Annotated in this window: 22 protein-coding genes; 13 read left to right on the top strand and 9 right to left on the bottom strand. The window is 65.1% G+C overall.

Translation table 11 applies throughout. From position 1 onward, the window contains the following. The first annotated feature begins 16 nt into the window (after window positions 1-16). On the top strand, window positions 17-1129 hold the full coding sequence (locus tag AC1ROT_RS06230; RefSeq protein WP_492997799.1) for an S-(hydroxymethyl)glutathione dehydrogenase/class III alcohol dehydrogenase: 1113 nt from the start codon (window positions 17-19) through the stop codon (window positions 1127-1129). Continuing rightward, the gene (gene fghA / locus AC1ROT_RS06225; protein WP_492997797.1) at window positions 1129-1971 is read left to right on the top strand and encodes an S-formylglutathione hydrolase; all 843 of its coding nucleotides are present in this window, start codon (window positions 1129-1131) and stop codon (window positions 1969-1971) included. Before AC1ROT_RS06230 ends, fghA begins: the two co-directional genes overlap by 1 nt. Here the strand turns inward: fghA and AC1ROT_RS06220 are convergent. The 3 genes from AC1ROT_RS06220 to AC1ROT_RS06210 form a co-directional block, all read right to left on the bottom strand. Continuing rightward, on the bottom strand, window positions 1968-2921 hold the full coding sequence (locus AC1ROT_RS06220; protein WP_492997796.1) for an alpha/beta hydrolase: 954 nt from the start codon (window positions 2919-2921) through the stop codon (window positions 1968-1970). The two genes, fghA and AC1ROT_RS06220, sit on opposite strands and share 4 nt — an antisense overlap. 64 nt (window positions 2922-2985) lie before the next feature. Continuing rightward, complete coding sequence (locus AC1ROT_RS06215; RefSeq protein WP_492997795.1) at window positions 2986-3537, bottom strand: chlorite dismutase family protein; 552 nt, start codon at window positions 3535-3537, stop codon at window positions 2986-2988. A gap of 42 nt (window positions 3538-3579) precedes the next feature. Further along, window positions 3580-3903, bottom strand: coding sequence for a YbjQ family protein (locus tag AC1ROT_RS06210; RefSeq protein ID WP_492969534.1), 324 nt, complete (start codon window positions 3901-3903; stop codon window positions 3580-3582). Between the two features lie 83 nt (window positions 3904-3986). Between AC1ROT_RS06210 and AC1ROT_RS06205 the strand changes: the two genes are divergently transcribed. From AC1ROT_RS06205 to AC1ROT_RS06170, 8 genes are all read left to right on the top strand, one after another. After that, window positions 3987-4652 carry a LolA family protein gene (locus tag AC1ROT_RS06205; protein WP_492969535.1) on the top strand — a complete coding sequence of 222 codons (666 nt, stop codon included), beginning with the start codon at window positions 3987-3989 and terminating at the stop codon, window positions 4650-4652. 257 nt (window positions 4653-4909) lie between these two features. Beyond that, window positions 4910-6079 (top strand): ADP-forming succinate--CoA ligase subunit beta, encoded by a 1170-nt coding sequence (sucC, locus tag AC1ROT_RS06200; RefSeq protein ID WP_492969536.1) that lies wholly within the window; start codon window positions 4910-4912, stop codon window positions 6077-6079. Between the two features lies 1 nt (window position 6080). Beyond that, on the top strand, window positions 6081-6959 hold the full coding sequence (gene sucD / locus AC1ROT_RS06195; RefSeq protein ID WP_492969537.1) for a succinate--CoA ligase subunit alpha: 879 nt from the start codon (window positions 6081-6083) through the stop codon (window positions 6957-6959). Between the two features lie 49 nt (window positions 6960-7008). After that, window positions 7009-9891: a 2-oxoglutarate dehydrogenase E1 component gene (locus tag AC1ROT_RS06190; protein WP_492969538.1), complete on the top strand. Its 2883-nt coding sequence runs from the start codon at window positions 7009-7011 to the stop codon at window positions 9889-9891. Window positions 9892-9947: 56 nt separating this feature from the next. Then, window positions 9948-11174, top strand: coding sequence for a 2-oxoglutarate dehydrogenase complex dihydrolipoyllysine-residue succinyltransferase (odhB, locus tag AC1ROT_RS06185; protein WP_492969539.1), 1227 nt, complete (start codon window positions 9948-9950; stop codon window positions 11172-11174). 18 nt (window positions 11175-11192) lie between these two features. Continuing rightward, a complete protein-coding gene (locus AC1ROT_RS06180; RefSeq protein ID WP_492969540.1) occupies window positions 11193-11507 on the top strand; it encodes an antibiotic biosynthesis monooxygenase in 315 nt (104 codons plus the stop codon). Between the two features lie 35 nt (window positions 11508-11542). Further along, window positions 11543-12946, top strand: coding sequence for a dihydrolipoyl dehydrogenase (gene lpdA, locus AC1ROT_RS06175; RefSeq protein WP_492997794.1), 1404 nt, complete (start codon window positions 11543-11545; stop codon window positions 12944-12946). A gap of 111 nt (window positions 12947-13057) precedes the next feature. Next, window positions 13058-13942 carry a DMT family transporter gene (locus tag AC1ROT_RS06170; protein ID WP_492969542.1) on the top strand — a complete coding sequence of 295 codons (885 nt, stop codon included), beginning with the start codon at window positions 13058-13060 and terminating at the stop codon, window positions 13940-13942. 6 nt (window positions 13943-13948) lie between these two features. Here AC1ROT_RS06170 and AC1ROT_RS06165 read toward each other — a convergent pair whose 3' ends face one another. Beyond that, window positions 13949-15337: an alpha/beta fold hydrolase gene (locus tag AC1ROT_RS06165; protein ID WP_492997793.1), complete on the bottom strand. Its 1389-nt coding sequence runs from the start codon at window positions 15335-15337 to the stop codon at window positions 13949-13951. Window positions 15338-15525: 188 nt separating this feature from the next. On the opposite strand from AC1ROT_RS06165, the gene AC1ROT_RS06160 reads away from it, so the two are divergent. The 3 genes from AC1ROT_RS06160 to AC1ROT_RS06150 all read left to right on the top strand — a co-directional run bounded on the left by AC1ROT_RS06160 (window position 15526) and on the right by AC1ROT_RS06150 (window position 18412). Then, complete coding sequence (locus tag AC1ROT_RS06160) at window positions 15526-16737, top strand: MFS transporter (protein WP_492997792.1); 1212 nt, start codon at window positions 15526-15528, stop codon at window positions 16735-16737. A 98-nt stretch (window positions 16738-16835) separates the two neighbouring features. Then, window positions 16836-17114, top strand: coding sequence for a hypothetical protein (locus tag AC1ROT_RS06155; protein WP_492969545.1), 279 nt, complete (start codon window positions 16836-16838; stop codon window positions 17112-17114). A 20-nt stretch (window positions 17115-17134) separates the two neighbouring features. Next, window positions 17135-18412 (top strand): M20 family metallopeptidase, encoded by a 1278-nt coding sequence (locus tag AC1ROT_RS06150; RefSeq protein WP_492969546.1) that lies wholly within the window; start codon window positions 17135-17137, stop codon window positions 18410-18412. On the opposite strand, the gene AC1ROT_RS06145 is transcribed toward AC1ROT_RS06150, so the two are convergent. The 5 genes from AC1ROT_RS06145 to AC1ROT_RS06125 form a co-directional block, all read right to left on the bottom strand. Beyond that, on the bottom strand, window positions 18409-19167 hold the full coding sequence (locus AC1ROT_RS06145) for an HvfC/BufC family peptide modification chaperone (protein ID WP_492969547.1): 759 nt from the start codon (window positions 19165-19167) through the stop codon (window positions 18409-18411). The two genes, AC1ROT_RS06150 and AC1ROT_RS06145, sit on opposite strands and share 4 nt — an antisense overlap. Beyond that, window positions 19151-20092, bottom strand: a complete 942-nt coding sequence (gene bufB, locus AC1ROT_RS06140; RefSeq protein ID WP_492969548.1) for an MNIO family bufferin maturase — start codon at window positions 20090-20092, stop codon at window positions 19151-19153. Before bufB ends, AC1ROT_RS06145 begins: the two co-directional genes overlap by 17 nt. A gap of 148 nt (window positions 20093-20240) precedes the next feature. Continuing rightward, on the bottom strand, window positions 20241-21020 hold the full coding sequence (locus AC1ROT_RS06135) for a DUF3750 domain-containing protein (RefSeq protein WP_492969549.1): 780 nt from the start codon (window positions 21018-21020) through the stop codon (window positions 20241-20243). A 102-nt stretch (window positions 21021-21122) separates the two neighbouring features. Next, window positions 21123-22100: a tyrosine recombinase XerC gene (locus tag AC1ROT_RS06130; protein WP_492997791.1), complete on the bottom strand. Its 978-nt coding sequence runs from the start codon at window positions 22098-22100 to the stop codon at window positions 21123-21125. After that, the gene (locus AC1ROT_RS06125; RefSeq protein ID WP_492997790.1) at window positions 22076-22795 is read right to left on the bottom strand and encodes a DUF484 family protein; all 720 of its coding nucleotides are present in this window, start codon (window positions 22793-22795) and stop codon (window positions 22076-22078) included. Before AC1ROT_RS06125 ends, AC1ROT_RS06130 begins: the two co-directional genes overlap by 25 nt. Window positions 22796-22804: the final 9 nt, after the last annotated feature.

The following is a 22804-nucleotide window of genomic DNA, read 5'->3' as shown; positions in this document are numbered from 1 at the left end:
TCGCAGGAGAATCGCCATGGACGTGCGCGCCGCTGTCGCTTTCGAGGCCAAGAAGCCGCTCAGCATCGAGACCGTGAAGCTGGACGGCCCGCGCGCCGGCGAAGTGCTGGTCGAGATCAAGGCCACCGGCGTCTGCCATACCGATGCCTATACGCTGTCGGGCCTCGATAGCGAGGGCAAGTTTCCCTGCATCCTCGGCCATGAAGGTGCCGGTGTGGTGGTCGATATCGGTCCCGGCGTCACCAGCGTGAAGAAGGGCGATCACGTCATTCCGCTCTACACGCCGGAGTGCCGCCAGTGCGACTACTGTCTGAGCCGCAAGACCAATCTCTGCCAGTCGATCCGCATCACCCAGGGCGCCGGCCAGATGCCCGACGGCACCAGCCGTTTCAAATGCCGCGGCGAAACCGTGTGGCATTACATGGGTACCTCCACCTTCGCCAACTACACGGTGCTGCCCGAGATCGCGGTGGCCAAGATCCGGCCGGACGCGCCGTTCGAGAAGGTCTGCTATATCGGCTGCGGCGTCACCACCGGCATCGGTGCTGTGGTCTACACCGCCAAAGTGCAGGCCGGCGCCAATGTGGTGGTCTTCGGCCTGGGCGGCATTGGGTTGAATGTGATCCAGGGCGCCCGCATGGTTGGCGCCGACCGCATCATCGGCGTCGATATCAATCCGGCGCGCAAGGCGATGGCCGAGAAATTCGGCATGACGCATTTCGTCAACCCGAAGGACATGAAGGACGATGAGTTGGTGCCGCATCTGGTCGAGCTGACCAAGGGCGGTGCCGATTTCAGCTTCGAATGCATCGGCAACACCAAGACGATGCGCCAGGCGCTGGAATGCTGCCACAAGGGCTGGGGCGAATCTGTCATCATCGGTGTGGCGCCCTCGGGCGCGGAAATCTCGACGCGGCCGTTCCAGCTGGTGACGGGTCGCGTCTGGAAGGGCTCGGCCTTCGGCGGCGCGCGCGGGCGCAGCGATGTGCCGCAGATCGTCGACTGGTACATGGACGGCAAAATCAATATCGACGACCTGATTACGCATGTGATGCCGCTGGACAAGATCAACGATGCCTTCGATCTGATGCATGAAGGCAAGTCGATCCGCTCGGTGGTCACGTTTTAATGGAACGCATTAAAAACTGGGCCTGCTTCGGCGGTCAGCAACAGGTTTGGCGCCATCGTTCGGCCGTGCTGGGCTGCGACATGGAATTCGCCGTCTACCTGCCGGCCCAGGCCGCCGACAAGGGCGCGAAGCTGCCGGTGCTCTACTATCTGTCGGGTCTGACCTGCACCTGGGAGAATATGGTGGCCAAGGCCGGCGCCCAGCGCTATGCCGCCGAGCATGGCCTGATCCTGATCGCGCCAGACACCAGTCCGCGCGGCGTGGCCATTCCTGGCGAGGATGACGCTTACGATTTCGGCTCCGGCGCCGGCTTCTATGTCGATGCTTTGCTGTCGCCGTGGTCGCGGCATTACCGCATGTATTCCTACGTCACCGAGGAATTGCCGGCACTGGTGGCGCAGCATTTCCCGGTGGAGGCGGCGCGCAGCGGCATCTTCGGTCATTCGATGGGCGGCCATGGCGCGCTGGTCTGCGCCTTTCGCAATCCGCAGCGCTATAAATCCGTCTCGGCCTTCGCGCCGATTGTCGCGCCATCGCAGGTACCCTGGGGCGAGAAGGCCTTCGCCGGGTATCTGGGCGCCGACCGTTCCACGTGGAACGCCTGGGATGCCACGCAGCTGGCCGCCACCACCGACTGGCACAAACCGGTGCTGATCGACCAGGGCACGGCGGATGAATTCCTGGAGCCGCAGCTCAAGCCACAGCTGCTGGCCAATGCCTGTGCGGCTGTGGGCATGCCGCTGACACTCCGGCTGCAGGCCGGCTACGACCACAGCTATTATTTCATAGCCAGCTTCATCGGCGACCACATCGCCCATCACGCAGCCCAACTCAAACGCTAGTCGGCGGCGTCGGTCTTCACCGGACCATAGGCATCGGCGGGCGCATGGCTGTCGATGAAATGCAGCAGCATGCTGTGCACCCCGGCATCGCTCATCAGGCGGCGATGGCCCAGCCCGTCAACAATGCGGAACTGCGCGGCCGTCCAGGCCGCAGCATTCTCCTGGCTGTGCTGCAGTGGCACCACGCGGTCATCGCGGCTGTGCAGGATCAGGCCTGGCATCACCAGGCTGCGCAGCTTGGGCGGCAGGTAAAGTGAGTCCATACTGCGGCCGACCAGCCGCTCGATGGCTGTGAAGACGCGCGCGGTTTGTGCTTCATCCAGTTTCAGCATGGTCATCAGCGCGGCAGCGAACAGGCGCGGATGGTTGGGCGGCGCCAGCAGGGCCAGGCGCTGCGTCTTCAGCCCCAGTTCGGCAGCAGCAAGCACTGTGGCGGTGCCGCCCATGGAATGCGCGATGGTGGTGTGGATCGGCGCGGCACCGATGGCTTCGGCCTCGCGCCCCACAGCGGCAACCGCGGCGGCCAGCACCGGGATCGAGGTCACCCCGGCAGTGCCGACCGCACTGCGGCCATGGCCCGGCAGATCGAGGGCCAGCACGCGAAAGCCGCGTGTCACCAGCTTGTCGATCAGCGGTGCCCAGCTGACATGATCGTCATCCCAGCCATGCACCAGCAGGATGGTGGGATCGCCGGCCCGGCCGAAGCTCCAGGCAGCGACCGGCCCGAAGGGACTTTCAGCGCCAAAGGGTGTTTCACGTGAAACATACCGGGAACGATCGGGTCGGGGTTTCTGCCAGGGCCGCAGGAACAGCCGTGCGGCCCGTTCGGCGGCCCATGTGGGCGCCAGGGCGAACCCGGCCTGAATTAGGCTGCGCTGGCCTATAAAGGCTAGTAATACACGAATGTTCGTGCTTTTATTGACGTTGGCCGCGGACTTGGCTTTGGACATGATTGGACCTGTGCGGTGGGGAGGGTCTGCCGCAGAATATAGAACGGTCGTGCTATTTCAAGTTCTATTTCTCGGTCCGGTCTAGCCGAATTTCTACTTCCCGGTCGACGTATTCCCATTCTGGAGTAGCGCGCAGCGCTGCCAGCAGACCGTCGAAGGCCGCGGTATCGGCGGGCGCGAACTCGAACCAGGTGAGGAAGTCGAAGGGCTCTCCCAGATCGCGGGCATGGAACAGTTTACGCGCGACGGCGGGCAGATAGGTCATGCCGATGGCGATATGGCGCGATTGCTCATCGATGATCGCCCGCCGCTCGTCCTGGGCCAGCAGCCACCAGGCCGCGGTCTTGCGGATCGGGATCAGCGCGGCGCAGCGCGCCTCGGGACGGCCCAGTCCCGGCTGTATGGCGGTCAGGGCCTTGCGCTCGGCCTCGCTTGTGTAGCGCAGATTGCTGGCCACGCCGCGCAGCTGCCAGAGGGAATCTTCCGCCTCCAGCAACCCGTCATACAGCGACAAGCATGACGCCATCGGCAGGCCGTCGCCGGCCAGTGTGGTGATGGACAGAATCTTCCACGGCCCCGTCGGCCCGCCGACGAAGCTGGTAAAGCGCGATTCCATTTTTGGATTCCCCCGGTGCAACCGGGGCGCTGAGACCCGGCGTCAGCCCAGTTTTACCGCAGTTCCACTGGCGGCGACCATCAACATTTGGCGATCACTGCCGCCGATCTGCTGGTAATCCAGGTCCATGCCGATCACGGCATCGGCGCCCAGTGCCTGGGCTTCCTCCGTCAGGCTTTCCAGCGCCAGCGCCTTGGCCTTGCGCAGTTCCTTTTCGTAAGAGCCCGACCGGCCGCCCAGGATGTCGGTGATGCCGGCGAAAAAGTCGCGGAAGACATTGGTGCCCATCACCGCTTCGCCGGCGACGATGCCGAGATAGCTGGCGACCTTGCGGCCCTCGACGCTGTCGGTGGTGGTGAGGATCATGGCTGGCGCTCCGTGGTTGTCCGACCGGCAGCTTAGGCAGGATGCCTTGATTTCGCCATCTGCCGGGGCTACCCCTCATAGCCATGACTGATCGCCGCCGCTTCCTACTCGCCATGGCCATCGCCGCAACCGCGGCGCAGGTCCCCTTTGCCGCCGCCTATGCCGCCGCTCCGGCGGGCAGCGCCAAGCTGACGCCCCAGGACCGCACCGATCTCGACCGCATTTCCGAATATTTCAACCGCGTGCGGACCATGCAGGGCCGTTTCCTGCAGGTCGCCCCCGATGGCGGCGCGGCCGAGGGCAAGATCTACATGAGCCGCCCGGGCCGCTTCCGCTTCGAATTCGACCCGCCGGTGCCGATGCTGATCGTGTCGGACGGCGCCTATATCATCATGGAAGACCGCGAGCTGAAATCGGTGGAGCGCATTCCGCTGGGTGCGACCCCGCTGGATCTGCTGCTGCGCGACAAGGTGGTGTTCGACGACAGCGTCGGCATTTCCAAGGTGGAACGCGGAGCCGCCATCCTGCGGGTGACGCTGTTTGCGCCGGACCGGCCCAAGGAAGGCTCGCTCACCGTGGTCTTCGGCGACAAGCCGCTGGAATTTGCCGGCTGGACCGTCACTGATGCCCAGGGCAAGGTCACCTCGATCACGCTCAACCAGATCGACTTCAACCCGCAGATCAATCCCCGCCTGTACACCTACGGTGACCGGCCGGCGGTGGAGCGCGCCCTGCAGCAGCGCCGCTGAGCGGCCGGCAACACCATACCGTGGTACCATCGGGTAACTGCCCGGCCCCGTAGAATGGCGGGCGGGTATACCATCTGGTTATGGGGCAGGGTCACGGTGTCATAAGCCGCTGCAATCCCGTGAACTTTCGTCGAAAAACCTGCGATTTGACCGGCACGGCGGTTGCGGCCCTTCCGAAGGCTGCTATAACCTCGGCCCCTGAAGGGCACTCACAGAAACCCGGGTTTTGCCCGGGGTCAGAAAACCCGAAGGTCAGCATGAATATCCATGAATACCAGGCGAAAAGCCTGCTCGCGAAATACGGCGTCGCCGTCCCGCGTGGCGGAGTCGCGTTCACCGCCGATGAGGCGCTCACCGTTGCCAAGCAGCTTGGCGGTCCGGTCTGGGTGGTGAAGGCCCAGATCCATGCCGGCGGCCGTGGCAAGGGCGGCGGCGTCAAGGTGGTAAAGTCGCTCGACGATGTCGCCGCGCAGTCCAAGAGCATTCTCGGCATGACCCTGGTCACGCACCAGACCGGTCCCGAGGGCAAGCTGGTCAAACGCCTCTATATCGAGGAAGGCTGTGACATCAAGCGTGAGCTTTACTTGAGCTTCCTGGTCGACCGCGCCACCTCGCGCATCACCGTGATGGCCTCGACCGAGGGCGGCATGGAGATCGAAGAGGTCGCCGCCTCGCATCCCGAGAAAATCCTCAAAGTCGCCATCGACCCGGCCAGCGGCCTGCAGCCGCATCATGCGCGCCAGATTGCCTTCGGCCTCGGCCTCGAAGGCAAGCAGGTGCAGTCGGCGGTGAAGTTCATGCAGGCGATGTACGAGGCCTTCGTGGCGCTCGACGCCTCTATCGTTGAAATCAACCCGCTGGTCGTCACCGGCGCCGGCGAGATGATCGCGCTGGATGCCAAGATGAACTTCGACGACAACGCGCTGTACCGCCACAAGGATGTGGAAGACATGCGCGATCCGGACGAGGAAGACGCGTCCGAACTCGAAGCCGCCAAGTGGTCGCTGAACTACGTCAAGCTCGATGGCGAGATTGGCTGCATGGTCAACGGCGCCGGCCTGGCCATGGCCACCATGGACATCATCAAGCTGTACGGCTCCGAGCCGGCCAACTTCCTCGATGTCGGCGGCGGCGCCACCAAGGAACGCGTCACGGCTGCCTTCAAGATCATCCTTGGCGACAAGAGCGTGAAGGGCATCCTGGTCAATATCTTTGGCGGCATCATGCGTTGCGACGTCATCGCCGAGGGCGTGGTCGCCGCGGCCCGCGAGGTCAAGCTCGCCGTGCCGCTGGTGGTGCGCCTGGAAGGCACCAACGTCGATCTGGGCAAGAAGATCATGGCTGAGAGCGGCCTGCCGATCATCTCTGCCGACAATCTCGCCGACGCCGCCGAAAAGGTGGTGAAGGCCGTGAAGGGAGCCAAGTAACATGGCTGTTCTCGTCAACAAGGACACCAAGGTCATCTGCCAGGGCATCACTGGCAGCCAGGGTACCTTCCACAGCGAACAGGCGATTGCCTACGGCACCAAGATGGTCGGCGGCGTCACCCCGGGTAAGGGCGGCACGCAGCATATCGGCCTGCCGGTGTTCAACACCGTCGCCGACGCCGTCGAAAAGACCGGCGCCAATGCCTCGGTGATCTATGTCCCGCCGCCGTTCGCGGCCGACTCGATCCTGGAAGCCATCGACGCGGAAATTCCGCTGGTGGTCTGCATCACCGAAGGCATCCCGGTGCTCGACATGGTCAAGGTCAAGCGCGCCCTCACCGGCTCGAAGACCCGCCTGATCGGCCCGAACTGCCCGGGCGTCATCACGCCCGGCGAATGCAAGATCGGCATCATGCCCGGCCATATCCATCGCCGCGGCAAGGTCGGCATCGTGTCGCGCTCCGGCACGCTGACCTATGAAGCCGTCGCGCAGACGACCGCCGCGGGTCTGGGTCAGACCACCTGCATCGGCATCGGCGGCGATCCGGTCAACGGCACCAACTTCATCGACGCGCTGGACCTGTTCCTCGGCGACGACGAGACCCAGTACATCATCATGATCGGCGAAATCGGCGGCAGTGCCGAGGAAGAAGCCGCCGAATTCCTGATGAAGTCGAAGGTGAAGAAGCCGACGGTCGGCTTCATCGCCGGTCGTACCGCGCCTCCGGGCCGCCGCATGGGTCATGCCGGCGCCATCATCTCGGGCGGCAAGGGCGATGCGAATACCAAGCTGGAGGCCATGCGTTCGGCCGGCATCCGAGTTTCGGAAAGCCCGGCAGCGCTCGGCACCACCCTGGTCGATTTCTTGAACGGCAAGTAAACGGGAACATAGAGGGCGGCGCCGGCCAACAAGCGGCGCCACGACATCGATGACGGCGCAGCTTGAACGCACGCAATTTCTCTACGGTGGCAACAGCACCTTCGTGGAGGAGCTGTACGCCAAGTACGTAGCCAACCCCGACAGCGTCGACGCCTCGTGGAAGCAATTCTTCGAGGCGCTCGGCGATGACTTCGCCAGGCCGAGCGACGCCCTGAGCCGGGCCTCCTGGGCGCCGGCCAATGCGCTGATCCAGCTAGACGATGAAGGTCTGCTGGGCGCGCAGGGCAAGGCGGCGAAGGCGGCCGACCGCGCGGTCAAGGGCGGCGCTTCGCCGGCCGATGCCCGCAATGCGGCGCTGGACACCATCCGCGCTGCCATGCTGATCCGCAACTACCGCATCCGCGGCCATCTGATGGCCAACCTGGACCCGCTGGGTATCCAGGCGCCGGGCGCGCATCCGGAGCTGGAACCGGAATCCTACGGCTTTACCGAAGCCGACATGGACCGGCCGATCTTCATCGACAACATGCTGGGGCTGGAAAGCTCCACGCTGCGTGAAATCCTACAGATCCTGCGCCGCACCTACTGCGCCAGCATCGGCGTGGAGTTCATGCACATCTACCATCCGGAGCAGAAGGCCTGGATCCAGGAGCGCATCGAAGGCCGCGACAAGGAAGTGCAGTTTACGCCCGAGGGCAAGAAGGCGATCCTGAAGAAGCTGGTGGAAGGCGAGATTTTCGAGCGCTTCTGCCATATGAAGTTCACCGGCACCAAGCGTTTCGGCCTGGAAGGCGGCGAAGCGCTGATCCCGGCGATGGAAGCCATCATCAAGCGTGGCGGCCAGCTCGGCCTGCAGGATATCGAGCTGGGCATGCCGCATCGCGGCCGCCTCAACCTGCTCGCCAACGTGATGGCCAAGCCCTATCGCGCCATCTTCACCGAATTCAAGGGCATGGCCTACCACCCGGACGATTTCCAGGGCTCGGGCGATGTGAAGTACCATCTCGGCGTGTCGTCGGACCGCGAGTTCGACGGCAACAAGGTGCATCTGTCGATGGCGGCCAATCCGTCGCATCTCGAGATCGTCAATCCGGTCTGCCTCGGCAAGTCGCGCGCCAAGCAGACCCAGATGGGCGATATCGAACGCGGCCAGGTGATGACCGTGCTGCTGCATGGCGACGCGGCCTTTGCCGGCCAGGGCGTGGTGGCGGAATGCTTTGCGCTGTCTGAGCTGCGCGGCTATCGCACCGGCGGCACCATCCACATCATCGTCAACAACCAGATTGGCTTCACCACCAATCCGTCCTACTCGCGCTCCTCGCCTTATCCCTCGGATGGCGCCAAGGTGGTGCAGGCGCCGATCTTCCATGTGAATGGCGATGATCCGGAAGCCGTGACCCATGTGGCCAAGATCGCCGTGGAGTTCCGCCAGAAGTTCAAGAAGGACGTGGTCGTCGACCTGTTCTGCTATCGCCGTCACGGCCATAATGAGACGGACGATCCGTCCTTCACCCAGCCGATCATGTACCGCACGATCGCGACGCACCCGACCACGCGTCAGATCTATGCCAAGCGCTTGGTCGACGAAGGCACGCTGACTGAGGCCGAAGCCGAGGCGATGGTGACCGACTTCCAGAACCAGCTGGAAGAGGAACTGGAAGCGTCCAAGTCGTTCAAGCCGAACAAGGCCGACTGGCTGGAAGGCAAGTGGGCCGGTCTGGAGATCGCCTCGGGCGATGAGCGCCGCGGCACCACGGCGGTCGAGATCGAGACCCTGAAGAAGGTCGGTCTGGCCATCACGACGGTGCCGGACGGCTTCAACATCCACAAGACCCTGGCGCGCAACACCGCCAACCGCCGTGCCGCGATCGAGGCGGGCGAGGGTATCGACTGGGCGACCGGCGAAGCACTGGCTTTCGGCTCGCTGCAGGTGGAAGGCTATGGCGTGCGCCTGTCGGGCCAGGATTGTGGCCGCGGCACCTTCAGTCAGCGTCACAGCGTCTGGCATGACCAGCAGAGCGAAGAGCGCTATGTGCCGCTCAACCACATCGCCGAGGGTCAGGCCAATTACGAAGTGATCGACAGCCTGCTCTCCGAGGTGGCTGTCCTCGGCTATGAATACGGCTACAGCCTGGCCGAGCCGAACACGCTGGTCATGTGGGAAGGCCAGTTCGGCGATTTCGCCAATGGCGCCCAGGTGGTGTTCGACCAGTTCATCTCCTCGGGCGAAGCCAAGTGGATGCGCATGTCGGGTCTCGCCGTGCTGCTGCCCCATGGCTATGAAGGCCAGGGTCCCGAGCACAGCTCGGCCCGCCTGGAGCGCTATCTGCAGCTCTGCGCCGAGGACAACATGCAGGTGGCGAACTGCACCACGCCGGCCAACTACTTCCACGTCCTGCGCCGGCAGGTGCACCGCAAGTTCCGCAAGCCGCTGATCCTGATGACGCCGAAGTCGCTGCTGCGTCACAAGCTGGCGGTCTCGAAGCTGGAAGAGATGGGTCCCGGCTCGTCCTTCCATCGCGTGCTATGGGACGACGCACAGCCGGCCGACGACGCCAAGGTCAAGCGCGTGATCCTGTGCTCGGGCAAGGTCTATTACGACCTGTTCGAGGAACGTCAGAAGCGCGAGATGAAGGACACCGTGATCCTGCGCCTGGAACAGCTGTACCCGTTCCCGCACAAGGCGCTGATCAAGGAGCTTGGCCGTTACAAGAATGCCAAGACCGTCGTCTGGTGCCAGGAAGAGCCGAAGAACATGGGCGCCTGGGCCTTCGTCGAGCCGTATATCGAAACCACGCTCACCGAGCTGGGGCTGAAGTCGAAGCGTCCGGTCTATGCCGGCCGCGTCGAAGCCGCTTCGCCCGCCACCGGCCTGATGAGCAAGCACAACCAGCAGCAGGCCAAGCTGGTGGATGACGCCTTAACCGCATAATTGCTGAAGACGCACGGGAAACCGAGGGGCGTTTTTTAGGACAAGGGAAGTACATCATGGCAGTTGAAATCCGCGTTCCGCAGCTGGCGGAATCGATCTCCGAGGCGACCATCGGCAAGTGGTCGGTCAAGGCTGGCGATGCGGTCGCCCGCGACCAGCTCCTGGTCGAACTCGAGACCGACAAGGTGACCGTCGAGGTGAATGCGCCGGAAGCCGGCACCCTGGGCGAAATCCTCGCCGCCGAAGGCGCCACCGTGCAGGTCGGCGATCTCTTGGCCACGCTCACCGCTGGCGCCGGCGCTGCGAAGCCCGCCGCCAAGCCCGCTGCGGCTCCGGCCGCGGCCCCCGCTCCGGCGCCGGCTGCCAAGCCCGCCGCCGCTCCGGCTGCTGCGGCACCCGCCGCCGGCCAGGCACTGCCGGCCGCTGCCAAGCTGGCCGCCGAAAAGAACGTCAATGTCTCGGGCGTCACCGGCTCGGGCCGGGATGGCCGCGTCACCAAGGGCGACGTGATGGATATTATTGCCGGCGGCGCTGCGGCTCCGGCCGCGCGCCCGTCGGTGCCGGCCGGCCCGCGTGCCAATGGCGAGCGCGAAGAACGCCAGCGCATGTCCAAGCTGCGCCAGGTGATCGCCCGTCGCCTCAAGGAAGCCCAGAATACCGCCGCGCTCCTCACCACCTTCAACGAGGTGGACATGTCGGCGCTGATGGCTGCCCGCAAGCTCTATGTCGACAACTTCGAGAAGAAGCACGGCGTGCGGCTGGGCTTCATGTCCTTCTTCGTCAAGGCCTGCGTCCAGGCGCTGAAGGAATTCCCGGCGGTGAACGCCGAGATCGAGGGCGACGAGATCGTCTTCAAGAACTACTACAACATCGGCTGCGCCGTTTCGACGCCGACCGGCCTCGTCGTCCCCGTCATCCGTGACGCCGACCAGCTGTCGTTTGCCGGCATCGAGAAGACCATCTCCGACCTGGGCAAGCGCGCCCGCGACGGCAAGCTCGGCATCGACGAGCTGCAGGGCGGCAGCTTCAGCATCACCAATGGCGGCGTGTTCGGCTCGCTGATGTCGACCCCGATCATCAATCCGCCGCAGTCGGCCATTCTGGGCATGCACAAGATCCAGGATCGTCCGATGGCTGTGAACGGCCAGGTCGTGATCCGTCCGATGATGTATGTGGCGCTGACCTACGATCACCGCATCGTCGACGGCCGCGAGGCGGTCAGCTTCCTGGTGCGGGTCAAGGAATCGCTCGAAGATCCGCAGCGTCTCCTCTACGAGATGTAAGAGCCAATGGCCGGGGCGATGATCGTCCGCGTCTGGAGCACGGCCTATGCGCCGGGACGGATCGGGGAGTTCATCGCCTTTGCCGACCAGCGTCTGCAGCCATTCTTCCGCGACCAGAATGGCTGCCTCGCCTGCTTCTTCACCCATGACGAACAGGAATGGCGCACGATCACCTTCTGGCGCGATGCGGCGGCGGTGGAGGCGGTGAAGGACTCTGCCATCTACGCCGCCATCCTGGCCGATCTGGTCGCCAGCGGCCTGCTGATTGGCAGCCAGCAGGTCAAGAAGCTGAATTTCGCCGGCGGCGGCCTATATGGCCCGTTACCGCTTTGAAGACTGGGCCACGTTAAGTTTCCGGAGAACCATCCATGAGTGAACAGGCTTTCGACGTTGTCATCATCGGCGCCGGTCCCGGCGGCTACACCATGGCGATCCGCTGCGCCCAGCTCGGCATGAATACCGCCGTGGTGGAGAAGGATGCCGGCCTGGGCGGCACCTGCACGAATGTCGGTTGTATCCCGTCCAAGGCGCTGCTGCATTCCTCCGAGCTGTATCACACGGCTGCTCACGGCTTCACCCAGCATGGCATCAAGGTCGGCAAGATCGATATCGATCTGCCGGCGATGATGGCGCAGAAGCAGAGCGTGGTGACGGCCTCGAACAAGGGTATCGAATTCCTGTTCAAGAAGAACAAGATCACCTGGTTGAAGGGCACCGGCAAGCTGCTGGGCGGCGGCAAGGTGGAAGTGACCGGCGAGAGCAAGGGCACCTATGCGGCCAAGCATATCGTCATTGCAACCGGTTCCGAAGTCACGCCGCTGAAGGGCATCGAGATCGACGAGAAGCAGGTGGTGTCGTCCACCGGCGCGCTCAAACTGCCGGCCGTGCCGAAGAGCCTGGTGGTGATCGGCGGCGGTGTGATCGGGCTGGAACTTGGCTCGGTCTGGCTGCGCCTTGGCGCCGGGGTGACGGTTGTTGAATTCCTCGATCGCATTCTGCCGACCAATGACGGCGAAGTGTCGAAGCAGATGCAGCGCATCCTGGCCAAGCAGGGCATGAAGTTCAAACTCGGCACCAAGGTGACCGCCGCCAAGCCGGGCAAGGCCGGTGTGGCGCTGACCATGGAGCCGGCAGCCGGCGGCGACAAGGAAGAAGTCACCGCCGATGTGGTGCTGGTTTCGATCGGCCGTCGTCCCTATACCACCGGCCTCGGCCTCGAGGCTGCCGGCGTGCAGCTGGACGAGCGCGGCCGCGTGAAGACCGACGGTCATTTCCAGACCACTGCCAAGGGTATCTATGCCATCGGCGACGCCATCATCGGCCCCATGCTGGCGCATAAGGCGGATGAGGAGGGCATGGTGCTTGCCGAGATGCTGGCCGGCCAGAAGCCGCATATCAACTACGACGCCATTCCAGGCGTGGTCTACACCTGGCCGGAAGTGGCCAGTGTCGGCAAGACCGAGGAAGAACTGAAGGCCGCGGGCATCGCCTACAAGACCGGCAAGTTCCCCTTCACGGCCAATGCGCGCGCCCGCGCCATGACCATGACCGACGGTTTCGTGAAAATCCTGGAAGACGAGAAGACCAAGAAGGTGGTCGGCGCCCATATCATCGGCGCCGATGCCGGTCATCTGATCCAGGAACTGGTGATGGCGATCGAGTTCGGCGCTTCGGCCGAGGATATCTACCGCACCGTCCATGCTCATCCGGCGCTGACCGAGGCGGTCAAGGAAGCGGCCCTGGCCGTCGATGGCCATACGATCACGATCTGATCGGCCCGCTCTGTTTGATGCGAAAGGGCGGCTATCCAGCCGCCCTTTCTGTTTTTAGTTGTCACCCTCGGATCAAGCCCGCGCATGACAATGTGAGGTGAGTCCACGTCCATGACCGCCCCTCCCGAATCGAAAGCCGTTGCCGCGCTGTGGGTGCTGGGTGCGGCCTTTGCCTTCTCGCTGCTCTATGCCTCCGGTAAGCTGACCGGCGGTCTCGTGCCGGCGATCCAGATCGTTTTCATCCGCTACCTCAGCGGCTTCGCCACCGTCAGCGGTATTGCCGCCGTGCAGCGCGTGCCGCTCAACCGTCTGCTGGCGCGCGGCCGGCGCCATCTGCATGTGCTGCGGGCGTTGTGCGGTGTCAGCGGCGGCGGCTGCAGCATCTATGGCGCCACTCATATGCCGCTGGCGGATGCCTCGGCGCTGGCGCTGCTGCAGGGTGTTTTTACCATGGGGCTTGCTGTGCTGCTGCTGGGCGAACGCATCACCGTGCGGCAGGCCTTCGCCGCTCTGCTTTGCGTGGCCGGCGCCCTGGTGATCGTGCGCGGCAACACGGCCGGGTTCAGCCTCGACAGCCTGGCGGAAACCGGTGTCGCCCCACTGGCGATGATCGCCGGTGCGTTTCTCACGGCCTGCGAGGTGATCCTGATCAAGGTGCTGTCGCGCCAGGAGAGCATGCTGTCGATGCTGCTGCATGTGAACGGCATTGCCACGCTGCTGCTGGGTGCCGCCATGCTGGTACTCTGGGTGCCGGCGGCGCCACTGACGCTGGCCGCTCTCTGCCTGATCGGCCCGATGGCGATCTTCGGCCAGATGTGCAACGTGCGCGCCTACCGCCTCGCCGATGCGGCCTGGCTGGCGCCATTCACCTATGCCTCGGTGGTGTTCGCCGCGCTGATCGGCTGGGTCGTGTTCGGCACGCTGCCCGGCCTGGTCACCTGGGCCGGTGCTGGGCTGATCGTTGCTGGCGGCCTGCTGCTGCTGCGCCGGAGTTGAATCCGTCTAGTAATGCAATTCCGCGATCACCGCGCGGTCGTCGCTGGCATCCCAGGACTGCACCACGATGGTTTCGGTGGTGTTGAAGCGGCAGACCACGCTGCGTTGCGGCGTGCCGCGCGGCAGAGTCAGGGTCGAGGTCGCATTCACCGGGATGCCCGGCGGAATGCCGGCGCCTGGCTGGCCGTCGAAGGTGACGATGTCGCCGCGGCCCTGGCCGAAATAGCCGCGCGGACGGCTGATGGTGATGATCGAGCCGGCCTGGCGGTCGCGGTCGGCCAGCACGGCGGTGCGCAGGTGGATCTGCGACGACGAGCGCGGAAAGGGCGAGCGGTAGATATGCGTCTTGGTCTGGCCCGCCACGCTGAGCACGAATTCATAAGTCGCCGTCGGGCTGGCCGTGAAAGGCCCCCAGTAGCCGTCGACGCCAGTGACTTTGGCATGCACCTGGCGTAGCCGCGCGCCGGTCTGCACATTGGTCTCGTAAATCTCGACCTGCGCGCCTTCGACCGGCAGGTTGGTCGGCACGCCGCGCACCATGCCGTTGACCTTGCCGTTCAGCACCGGTGCGGCTTCCGGTTTGATCGCGGTGGTGGCCGGGGCCGTGCCGATGATGAATTCCCAGGTCGCGGCGAAGGCCTTCTCATGGAAGGCGACCTCGCGATGGTCGAGGCCCGGCAGCACAACATTCTTCGCGCCGGCCAGCGCCGGGCCATCGGCGGTGATGCCGGTCGCCGTCCCGGGCATGCCCAGCGCCGCGCCATCGGGCTGGGCAAATTTGTCCAGTCCATCGCTGCGCGTGGTCATCCAGGCGACGCCCGGCACGATCTCCGAGCCGGCATTGAGCTGGCGCAGGAAATTGCTGCTGCCGTTGAACTCGCTGCCGACCAGCTGGGTGGTCGAGGCGATCACGCCATGATTCGGCGTGCCGCAGAGCACGGCATGGCTGACATAGGCGGCGCCCGGGCCATTCTTCAGGTAGTTGCGGATAGCATTGCCACCGCGCGAGGACCCGACCAGCGCCACGCGGCCGGCCTTGGTTTCGTCCAGCGCCTGGGCGATGGCGGCCGAGAGCTGTTCGAACTGGTCGCGGCTGGAGGACCGGCCGGCCTGGTATTCGTCATCGTTGGTGCGCGACAGCGGATAGGGGAAATCGATGGCGAACAGCCGGCTGGCGGGGAAGCCGTTGCTTTCCCAGCGCCAGAAAGTGGTGTGCCACAATGCCGCCGTGTCACCATTGCCGTGGACGAAGATCACCGGCGTGGCGCTATCGTATTTTGCCGCCGTGACGGCGGCCTCCTGGGAGCGCGGGGCGCAGGCCAGCAGCGGCGTGAAACCAAGAGCGGCGGTACCGGCCAGCATGGCGCGGCGGGTCGGGCGGTGGAGCTGGGACATGGATGCTTCCTGGTTCTTATGGGCCAGTTTCATGGCGGAGAAATACGGACGGTCGAACCGGTCTTTTATGACCTGGAATTGTGACGATACTCTGGCGCTTCCGGGCAGATCGTTGAATACTACGTGAGGTATGGCAAGCCCTGTTTTGCCATCAGTCCTTTGTTGATCCGCCCATTGCCGCCGGTTCCATGTCCTCCCGCGCCCTGATTGTCCTGCTCGCCGGCCTGGAAGTGCTGGCCATCCTGCCGATTGCCAGTTTCCCGGCCCTGATGCCGGACTTCATCGCGGCCTGGGGCCTGACCAACACCGAGGCCGGCTGGATCGCCGGCGTCTACTATCTCGGCTATATGCTGGTGGTGACCTGGGCGGTGATGCTGACCGATCGCATCGATGCGCGCCTGGTCTTCGCCGTCGGCGCCGCTGTCACTGGCCTCAGCACCATCGCTTTCGCCCTGCTGGCCGACGGATTCTGGTCCGGCTTCATCCTGCGCGCCATCGGCGGCGCCGGGCAGGCGGCGATCTACATGCCCGGTTTGCGTGCGCTGACCGACCGCCTGAAGGGCGGCGAGCAGAGTCGCGCTGTCACATTCTACACCGCCAGCTATTCGATTGCCGTCGCCATGAGCTTCACCGTCACCGGTCTGCTCAGCGAGTGGTTCGGCTGGCGCTGGAGCTTCGGTCTGGTCGGCATCTCCTGCCTGGCTTCGGGTCTGCTGGCCTGGCGTATCCTGACACCGCAGATACCGGAAGGCGCCACGGCGGCCAGCGGCTTCCAGCTCAAACCCGTGCTGAGCAACCGCGATGCCATGGGCTATATCATCGGTTATGCCGCCCATGGCTTCGAGCTGACCGCCATGCGTGCCTGGCTCACAGCCTTCCTGGTTTTTGTGCTGGCGCGTGAACCGGCGGTGGCCGCCGTGCTGCCCAGCGCCACGGTGCTGGCCGCCATCGTCACCCTGATCGGCCTGCCGGCCAGCCTGCTGGGCAACGAGATGGCGCTGAAATTCGGTCGTCGCCGGGCGCTGATCGCCATCATGACCATTTCCGGAATGTTCGGCATCGGCTTCGGCTTCAGTGCCGTGCTGCCGGTCTGGCTGGTGCTGCTCTACTGCGCCCTCTATTTCATCTTCATCTGCGGCGATTCCGGTGCACTCACCTCAGGGATGATGGCCGCGGCCGAGCCGGCCCATCGCGGCTCCACCATGGCGCTGCATTCGGCGCTGGGCTTCGGCGTCTCGGTGCTGGGACCGCTGTTCGTCGGCTTCGCGCTGGATGCCGCGCAGTATCTGGGCGGCGGCAGCCAGTCGGTGCTGAGCTGGGGATTAGGGCTGGCGATTATGGGGCTGGGTGCCCTCATCGGCCCGCTGGCCCTGCTGCGCACCCGCCGGACGGCAGTCTGAACGCGTACCAATAGCCTGAATTGGTTCGCTTTCCCGGCTCGCGTTGACCGTTCGTGAGCGATCCGGTCTAATCCTTGGCCATGTGCGAACGTTGCGAGATGTTGCCGCCCGGCGTCGAACTGCTGCATGACACGCAGCAGGACCAGATCGCGGCCAAGCGGCGCTACAAACGCCAGCAGCGTATTCTCGACCTGCTGGCGCTGATGGAAAATCCCGACGCCTTGCCGCCGCGCGAGGCCATGCGTATCGGCCAGGAAATCCTCGCCCTGCTGGCCGAGGTCGACGACGATCCGCATATGACCGCCACCCATACTGCTGCTGGCGGCCTGCCGCGCCTGCGTCGTGGTGCCCGCCCGAATTTCAAAGCCTTCTCCTGACGTCAAGAAAGATCGCTCCTATGCATGCTCCGGTGCCGCGCGTCCTCGCTTCCAACAAGAAAGCCGTCTTCGACAGGATCGAGGCCATGCTGCCCGAGCTGGAGCAGATCTATCTCGACCTGCATCGCAACCCTGAACTCTCGATGCAGGAAGTGCGCACCGCCGGTGTCGCGGCGGCCTGGATGAAGAAATACGGCTTCGAGGTGCATGAGCAGATCGGCAAGACCGGTGTGGTGGCGCTGCTGAAGAATGGCGACGGTCCGGTGATCCTGCTGCGCGCCGACATGGACGGGCTTCCCGTGAAGGAGAAGACCGGCCTCGACTATGCCAGCACCCAGACCGGCACGGATCGTTTCGGCCAGCATGTGTCGATCATGCATGCCTGCGGCCATGACATGCATGTCACCTGGCTGATGGCGGTGGGGCGTCTGCTGTCGGAAGCGCGCGACAGCTGGAAGGGCACCGTGATGGCGGTGTTCCAGCCGGCCGAGGAAATCGGCGCCGGCGCCCGCGCCATGCTGAATGACGGCATGGTCAAGAAATTCCCCAAGCCGACGGTGTCGCTGGGCCAGCATGTGGTGCCGATGCCGGCCGGCAGTATCGGCTACAAGCCGGGCGTCGCCATGTCGGCGGCCGATAGCTGGGAAGTGAAGATTTACGGCCGTGGCGCCCATGGCTCCAAGCCGCAGAACAGCATCGATCCCGTGGTGATGGCGGCGGCCACCGTGATGCGTCTGCAGACCGTGGTGTCGCGCGAGGTGGCGATGGCTGATAGTGCCGTCGTAACTGTAGGCACAATGCAAAGCGGCCTGAACGAGAATGTGATCCCCGACGAGGCGTTGCTGCGGCTGAACATCCGCACCTTCAAGGAAAGCGTGCGTACCCGCGTGCTGGCCTCGGTGAAGCGCATCATCGAGGCGGAAGCAGCGGCCTCGGGCGCGCCGAAGCCGCCGTCGATTTCCGAGATCAGCCAGTTTCCGCTCACGGTGAATGACGAAGCCGCCACCATGCGCACGGTCGAAGGCATGCAGGCCTGGTTCGGGGCCGAGCGCGTGGTACAGGTGGAGCCGGCCTCGGGCAGCGAGGATTTCGGCCTGTTCGGCACGGCCTGGAATGTCCCGTCGGTCTTCTGGGTGATCGGCGGCACCGACCCTGAGCTGTTCGCCAAGGCGACGGCCGGCGACGATCCCAGCCTGCTGCCGGTCAACCACTCGCCCTTCTTCGCGCCGGTGATCCATCCGACCCTGCGCACCGGCATCGAGGCGATGCTGGCGACGGCCTATACCTGGCTCGACTAGGCGGCCGGCCGCGCGAAAACCCCGCCATCCAGCATCCAGCTGAAGCTGGCGGGGAAATCGAAATCGGGTTCGTTCGAGGCGGCCAGCGCGGCTGCGCCCAGCGACGCGCCATTGGCCAGTTCGGCCAGCAGGCGGTCCTCGCCGTGATTCAGCTTGTGCCACACCACCTCGATGCCGCGGCGCCAGACCAGCAGGCGTTCGCTGCTGCCGGCCATGCGAATGCGGTCGACCACGGGTGAGTCCGGCTGGTGCACCTGCCAGATCTGGCTGACCGGGAAGGGCGTCGACAGCCGCTGGGCCGACGGATGCAGCGGCAGTGGCAACTGCGCGGTCAGCTCGGCTTCGGGCAGGTCTTCCGGATGCAGGATGTCGGTATCTTCCGCATGTTCAGCAAGATTGAGCGCCCATTCGAAGGCGGCGATATCCGGCAGGTAATGGTGGCCGCCCAGATCGGGCAGGGCCGCCAGGAAGGTGGGGAAGCTGCTGCCATAGAGCCGCAGGATCGGCGAACGCGGCGGGTCGAAGATCAGAAAAGCGCGTGCGGTCTGGGCGAAGAAGGCCTCGCCGACCAGAGCGCGGGTGACCGGAAAGATCGTCGCCAGGGTTTCCAGCAGGCCGGCACGGAAGCGGTCGGCATAAATCTGCAGCCGACCTTCCGCCGGAATCGCATCGCCGATCACCTTCTCGGCCACCGCATGCAGTGAACCGGTCAGGGCGTCGGCGAATTCGCGCTGGCGTTCAAGCAGCGCGCTCATCGCTGCCTTCCGTCATGACTGTATCGCCCGGCAGGTCGCTGGGGCGCAGCGCCGCTGCACGCTGGCGCGCCGCATGCTCGGCCTCCGAGATCAGATGCGCCAGCGGCGGCAGGTTGTTGTCCCATTCCAGCAGGGTGGCGGCATGGGGGAACCGCTGTACGGCATTGGCATAGAGGCGCCAGACCGGCTCGGCCACCAGGGCGGCATGGTCGTCGATCAGCATGGGTCGGCCATCGGCGTTGCATTCGCTGTGGCCGGCCAGGCGGATTTCATGCACCGCCGGCGCCGGCAGGCTGTCGAGATAGGCTTCGGCCACGGCCAGGGCGGATTCGCGGCCAACGTGATTGGCGCTGGACACATACAGATTGTTGACGTCGCACAGGATGCCGCAGCCGGTTTCGCTGCTCAGCCGGCTGAGGAATTCCGCCTCGGCGATCTGGCTTTCGCGGAAGCGCAGATAGGTCGCCGGATTGGCCATCAGCAGCGGGCGTTTTAGCCGCGTCTGCACGATATCGACATTGCGGCAGCAGCTCTCAAGGCTGTCCGCTGTATAGGGCAGGGGTAACAGATCATTATAGTACCGCCCCTCGACGCCGACCCAGGCGAGATGCTCCGACACCAGGGCGGGATCGAGCCACTCGACCAGCCGCACCAGGCGTTCCAGATGTTCGGCATCGGGCAATTCGCTGCCGCCCAGGCCCAGGCCGGTGCCCTGGATCGCCACCGGCCAGTGCTGGCGGATCTGTTCCAGGTAATGCCGTGCCGCGCCGCCGCCCATATAGGTCTCGGCATGGATTTCCAGCCAGCCGATCGTGGCGGGGCGTGTCTGCAGCAGGTCGATGTGATGCGGCGGGCGCAGGCCGATGCCGATCTGCTCGGGCGACAGCACCGCGGGCCCGGCCGGGGCGGGGTCGGGTCTGTTCACAGCAATAGGTGCCTGCTCCGTCATGCGGATGCGCAAAATCCCAGTTTCACGGACGGCGCGCGCGGCCTGCCAAGCCCCCCGCGCCCGTTCCGCATACTGTAGCATCCTGTGGACAGAATTACCCGCCGCGATATGGCGGGGATTCAGATCAACTTGGGGTTTCTTCCTGCCGCTGGGCCGCGGGCAGGCCCAGCCGGCCGAGGCCCGGCAGCTTGATCGCCGGGCGCAGCAGATCGACGCCGATGGTGAAGCCGAGCAGGTTCAGCTCCAGGCCCTCGCGGGCCGCTGCCGTCACGCCGGCCAGGCCGAACAGTGACAGCTGCCAGCCGGTGCCGCTCGGCGCCGGCGCGATCAGCCGGGTCGCACCGATCCAGTCCTTGCCCACGGCGGTGGGTGGCAGTTGCAGGCCCAGTTCCGGCACCTCGCGGGCGAGGTAAGCCACGAAGCTGTTGGAATTCGGCCCCGGCCACATCACGTAGTCGTCGCGCCAGGGATAGCGTTCGGCGGCCGAGATCAGCAGCGGGATGGCGGCGGCGGCTTCCGGGCCGCGCAGGTCGTGCAGCAGTTCGGGCGCGTTGCCGGCCCAGTAGCCGTCGGGCGTGCGCTGGCTGATCCGCACCGGCGAACCGCCCCAGCCGACCACCTCATAGCGGGTATAGCCCGGTGCCCCGGCGGGTTTGACCACCACCCAGGTATGGACGGCCAGTGCGCCGCGCCAGCCCCAGACCCGGGCGGCGTAAACCTGCACCACGGCGTCCTGCATGGACACCGGATCGGGTGCCAGGCCGGCGGAATCCCAGCGCGTCTGCGACCAGTGCTTGCGCTCGGCCGTTGCAATCGATGCTCCGCTGGCCAGCAATGGCACGGCGATCAGGCCGGTGAGAGCCAGCAGGGTGTAGCGGATGAGGGAACGGATTTTGAGGGTCATGTCTGCCTGCACGCCGGGAGCTTGCTTAGAGAGCATAGGATGTCGGCCGATTAAGGCAAAGCTGCGACGCGCCGGTGTGACGGCGATCAACGGAATTGTGTATCAGGCCCGGGCGCGCGGATGGGCCGTTGCATAAACCCTGAGCAGGGCCTCGGCATCCACCTCGGTATAGCGCTGGGTGGTGGCCAGAGAGGCATGGCCCAGCAGCTCCTGGATGGTGCGCAGGTCGCCGCCGGCCGCCAGCAGATGCGTGGCAAACGAATGCCGCAGGGCATGCGGTGTGGCGGTTTCCGGCAGGTTCAGGGCGCGGCGTGCATTGCGCATGGCCTTCTGGATGATGGCCGGATCGACGCGCTTGCCGCGCATGCCATAGAACAGCGGCGTGCCGACGCTGACCGGATACGGGCAGAGCTTCACGTAAGCGGCGATAGCCGCGCGCACGACCGGCAGGATCGGCACCAGCCGCTGCTTGTTGCCCTTGCCGGTGACGGTCAGGCTGTCGCCCTTCGGAATCTCGTCGCCATTGAGGCCAAGCGCCTCGCCCAGACGCAGGCCGGCACCCCAGAGCAGGGTGAGGATCGCCGCATCGCGCGCCTGCAGCCAGGGTGCGGTATCGGCCTCGTCGGCTGTATCGATCACCTGCTGCGCCGACGCCACGCTCAGGGGCTTGGGCACGCTATGCGGTCGCTTGGGCGTGCGGATCAGGTTGGCGGCGGCATTCTCGATCACGCCATCGCGCTGCAGGCGCCGGAAGAAGCTGCGCACAGCGCTTAAATTCCGCGCCAGCGACGTGGCCTCGACGCCATCGTTGCGGCGCCGGCTGAGATAGGCGCGGAAATCGGCCTGGCGCAAACCGCGCAGGTCGTCCATTGCGGCGGCCTCGCCCAGATGGTCGCTCAGGAAAGCCAGAAAACCGGAAAGATCCTGGCCATAGGCGCGCAGCGTATGCTTCGAGAAGCGTTTTTCCTTGGCGAGCCAGCGATACCAGGCTTCCGCCGCCGCCTTCACATCATCGGCGGCGAGGAAGAACGGCAGGCGTTCTTCTGGAGACTCGTTCAGGGCTGCGGCAGATCGAGCCACGAGCGCACCGAACGGCCGAGCACGCCGGCAAGGAATTGCAGCAGCTCAGTGCCCTGGTTGGGCTGGAACTTGTCGCCCTCGCGCGATCCCAGCGCCAGCATGGCCTGCGGCGCGGTGGGGCCGAAATCGAGCCGCGCCAGCGCATCCGATTGCACCAGCGTGGCGGCCGGCCCGTAGAGCCAGTCGGCGGCATCGCATTTGTCGCGCGCGATCGCCGGCATGGCGCCAAGCAGCGTCTCGATGGCGCCGCTGGGCAGCACGACCACGCCGCCGGTAGCGATCTCCTTCATCTTCTCCGGATCGCCTTCGACACAGAGGCTGATGACATCCACCTCCAGCAGGTCGACCCAGTCCTGGGTCGCCATATGGATCATGTGCTCGAAGCTGCCGGCCTCCAGCAGCATCAGCACGGCGGCATGCACGCGCTGGGTGGCCGACAGATTCTGCCGGCTGGCATCCAGCAGTTCGTTGCCGACATGCGACACGCGATGCAGTTCGCCCTGCAGGCGCTGCACCATAAAACGCTGCAGGTCGACCACGTTGTCGCCGCTCTGCGGGCGCGCCGGTGGCAGCAGGATGTCGCAGAGGTCCGGGTGGCGGATCAGCAGATCGGGATGCTGCCGCAGCCAGGCAATCACTTCGGCCTCGGTCAGGCCGGCAAGGGCGGCAAGGGGTGCGGTGGTGCTCTCGGCCATGGTCAGCCT

The sequence above is a fragment of the Ferrovibrio sp. GW821-FHT12E11 genome, assembly GCF_058806975.1.
The sequence above is the reverse complement of the archived record's forward strand: the minus strand, read 5'-3'. Positions and strand labels throughout refer to the sequence as shown.

Excerpts from the sequence above, each read along its gene's own strand:
- AC1ROT_RS06230 (WP_492997799.1), top strand. The coding sequence starts at position 17 with ATGGACGTGCGCGCCGCTGTCGCTTTCGAGGCCAAGAAGCCGCTCAGC.
- fghA (WP_492997797.1), top strand. The coding sequence starts at position 1,129 with ATGGAACGCATTAAAAACTGGGCCTGCTTCGGCGGTCAGCAACAGGTT.
- AC1ROT_RS06220 (WP_492997796.1), bottom strand. The coding sequence starts at position 2,921 with ATGTCCAAAGCCAAGTCCGCGGCCAACGTCAATAAAAGCACGAACATT.
- AC1ROT_RS06215 (WP_492997795.1), bottom strand. The coding sequence starts at position 3,537 with ATGGAATCGCGCTTTACCAGCTTCGTCGGCGGGCCGACGGGGCCGTGG.
- AC1ROT_RS06210 (WP_492969534.1), bottom strand. The coding sequence starts at position 3,903 with ATGATCCTCACCACCACCGACAGCGTCGAGGGCCGCAAGGTCGCCAGC.
- AC1ROT_RS06205 (WP_492969535.1), top strand. The coding sequence starts at position 3,987 with ATGACTGATCGCCGCCGCTTCCTACTCGCCATGGCCATCGCCGCAACC.
- sucC (WP_492969536.1), top strand. The coding sequence starts at position 4,910 with ATGAATATCCATGAATACCAGGCGAAAAGCCTGCTCGCGAAATACGGC.
- sucD (WP_492969537.1), top strand. The coding sequence starts at position 6,081 with ATGGCTGTTCTCGTCAACAAGGACACCAAGGTCATCTGCCAGGGCATC.
- AC1ROT_RS06190 (WP_492969538.1), top strand. The coding sequence starts at position 7,009 with ATGACGGCGCAGCTTGAACGCACGCAATTTCTCTACGGTGGCAACAGC.
- odhB (WP_492969539.1), top strand. The coding sequence starts at position 9,948 with ATGGCAGTTGAAATCCGCGTTCCGCAGCTGGCGGAATCGATCTCCGAG.
- AC1ROT_RS06180 (WP_492969540.1), top strand. The coding sequence starts at position 11,193 with ATGATCGTCCGCGTCTGGAGCACGGCCTATGCGCCGGGACGGATCGGG.
- lpdA (WP_492997794.1), top strand. The coding sequence starts at position 11,543 with ATGAGTGAACAGGCTTTCGACGTTGTCATCATCGGCGCCGGTCCCGGC.
- AC1ROT_RS06170 (WP_492969542.1), top strand. The coding sequence starts at position 13,058 with ATGACCGCCCCTCCCGAATCGAAAGCCGTTGCCGCGCTGTGGGTGCTG.
- AC1ROT_RS06165 (WP_492997793.1), bottom strand. The coding sequence starts at position 15,337 with ATGTCCCAGCTCCACCGCCCGACCCGCCGCGCCATGCTGGCCGGTACC.
- AC1ROT_RS06160 (WP_492997792.1), top strand. The coding sequence starts at position 15,526 with ATGTCCTCCCGCGCCCTGATTGTCCTGCTCGCCGGCCTGGAAGTGCTG.
- AC1ROT_RS06155 (WP_492969545.1), top strand. The coding sequence starts at position 16,836 with ATGTTGCCGCCCGGCGTCGAACTGCTGCATGACACGCAGCAGGACCAG.
- AC1ROT_RS06150 (WP_492969546.1), top strand. The coding sequence starts at position 17,135 with ATGCATGCTCCGGTGCCGCGCGTCCTCGCTTCCAACAAGAAAGCCGTC.
- AC1ROT_RS06145 (WP_492969547.1), bottom strand. The coding sequence starts at position 19,167 with ATGAGCGCGCTGCTTGAACGCCAGCGCGAATTCGCCGACGCCCTGACC.
- AC1ROT_RS06135 (WP_492969549.1), bottom strand. The coding sequence starts at position 21,020 with ATGACCCTCAAAATCCGTTCCCTCATCCGCTACACCCTGCTGGCTCTC.
- AC1ROT_RS06125 (WP_492997790.1), bottom strand. The coding sequence starts at position 22,795 with ATGGCCGAGAGCACCACCGCACCCCTTGCCGCCCTTGCCGGCCTGACC.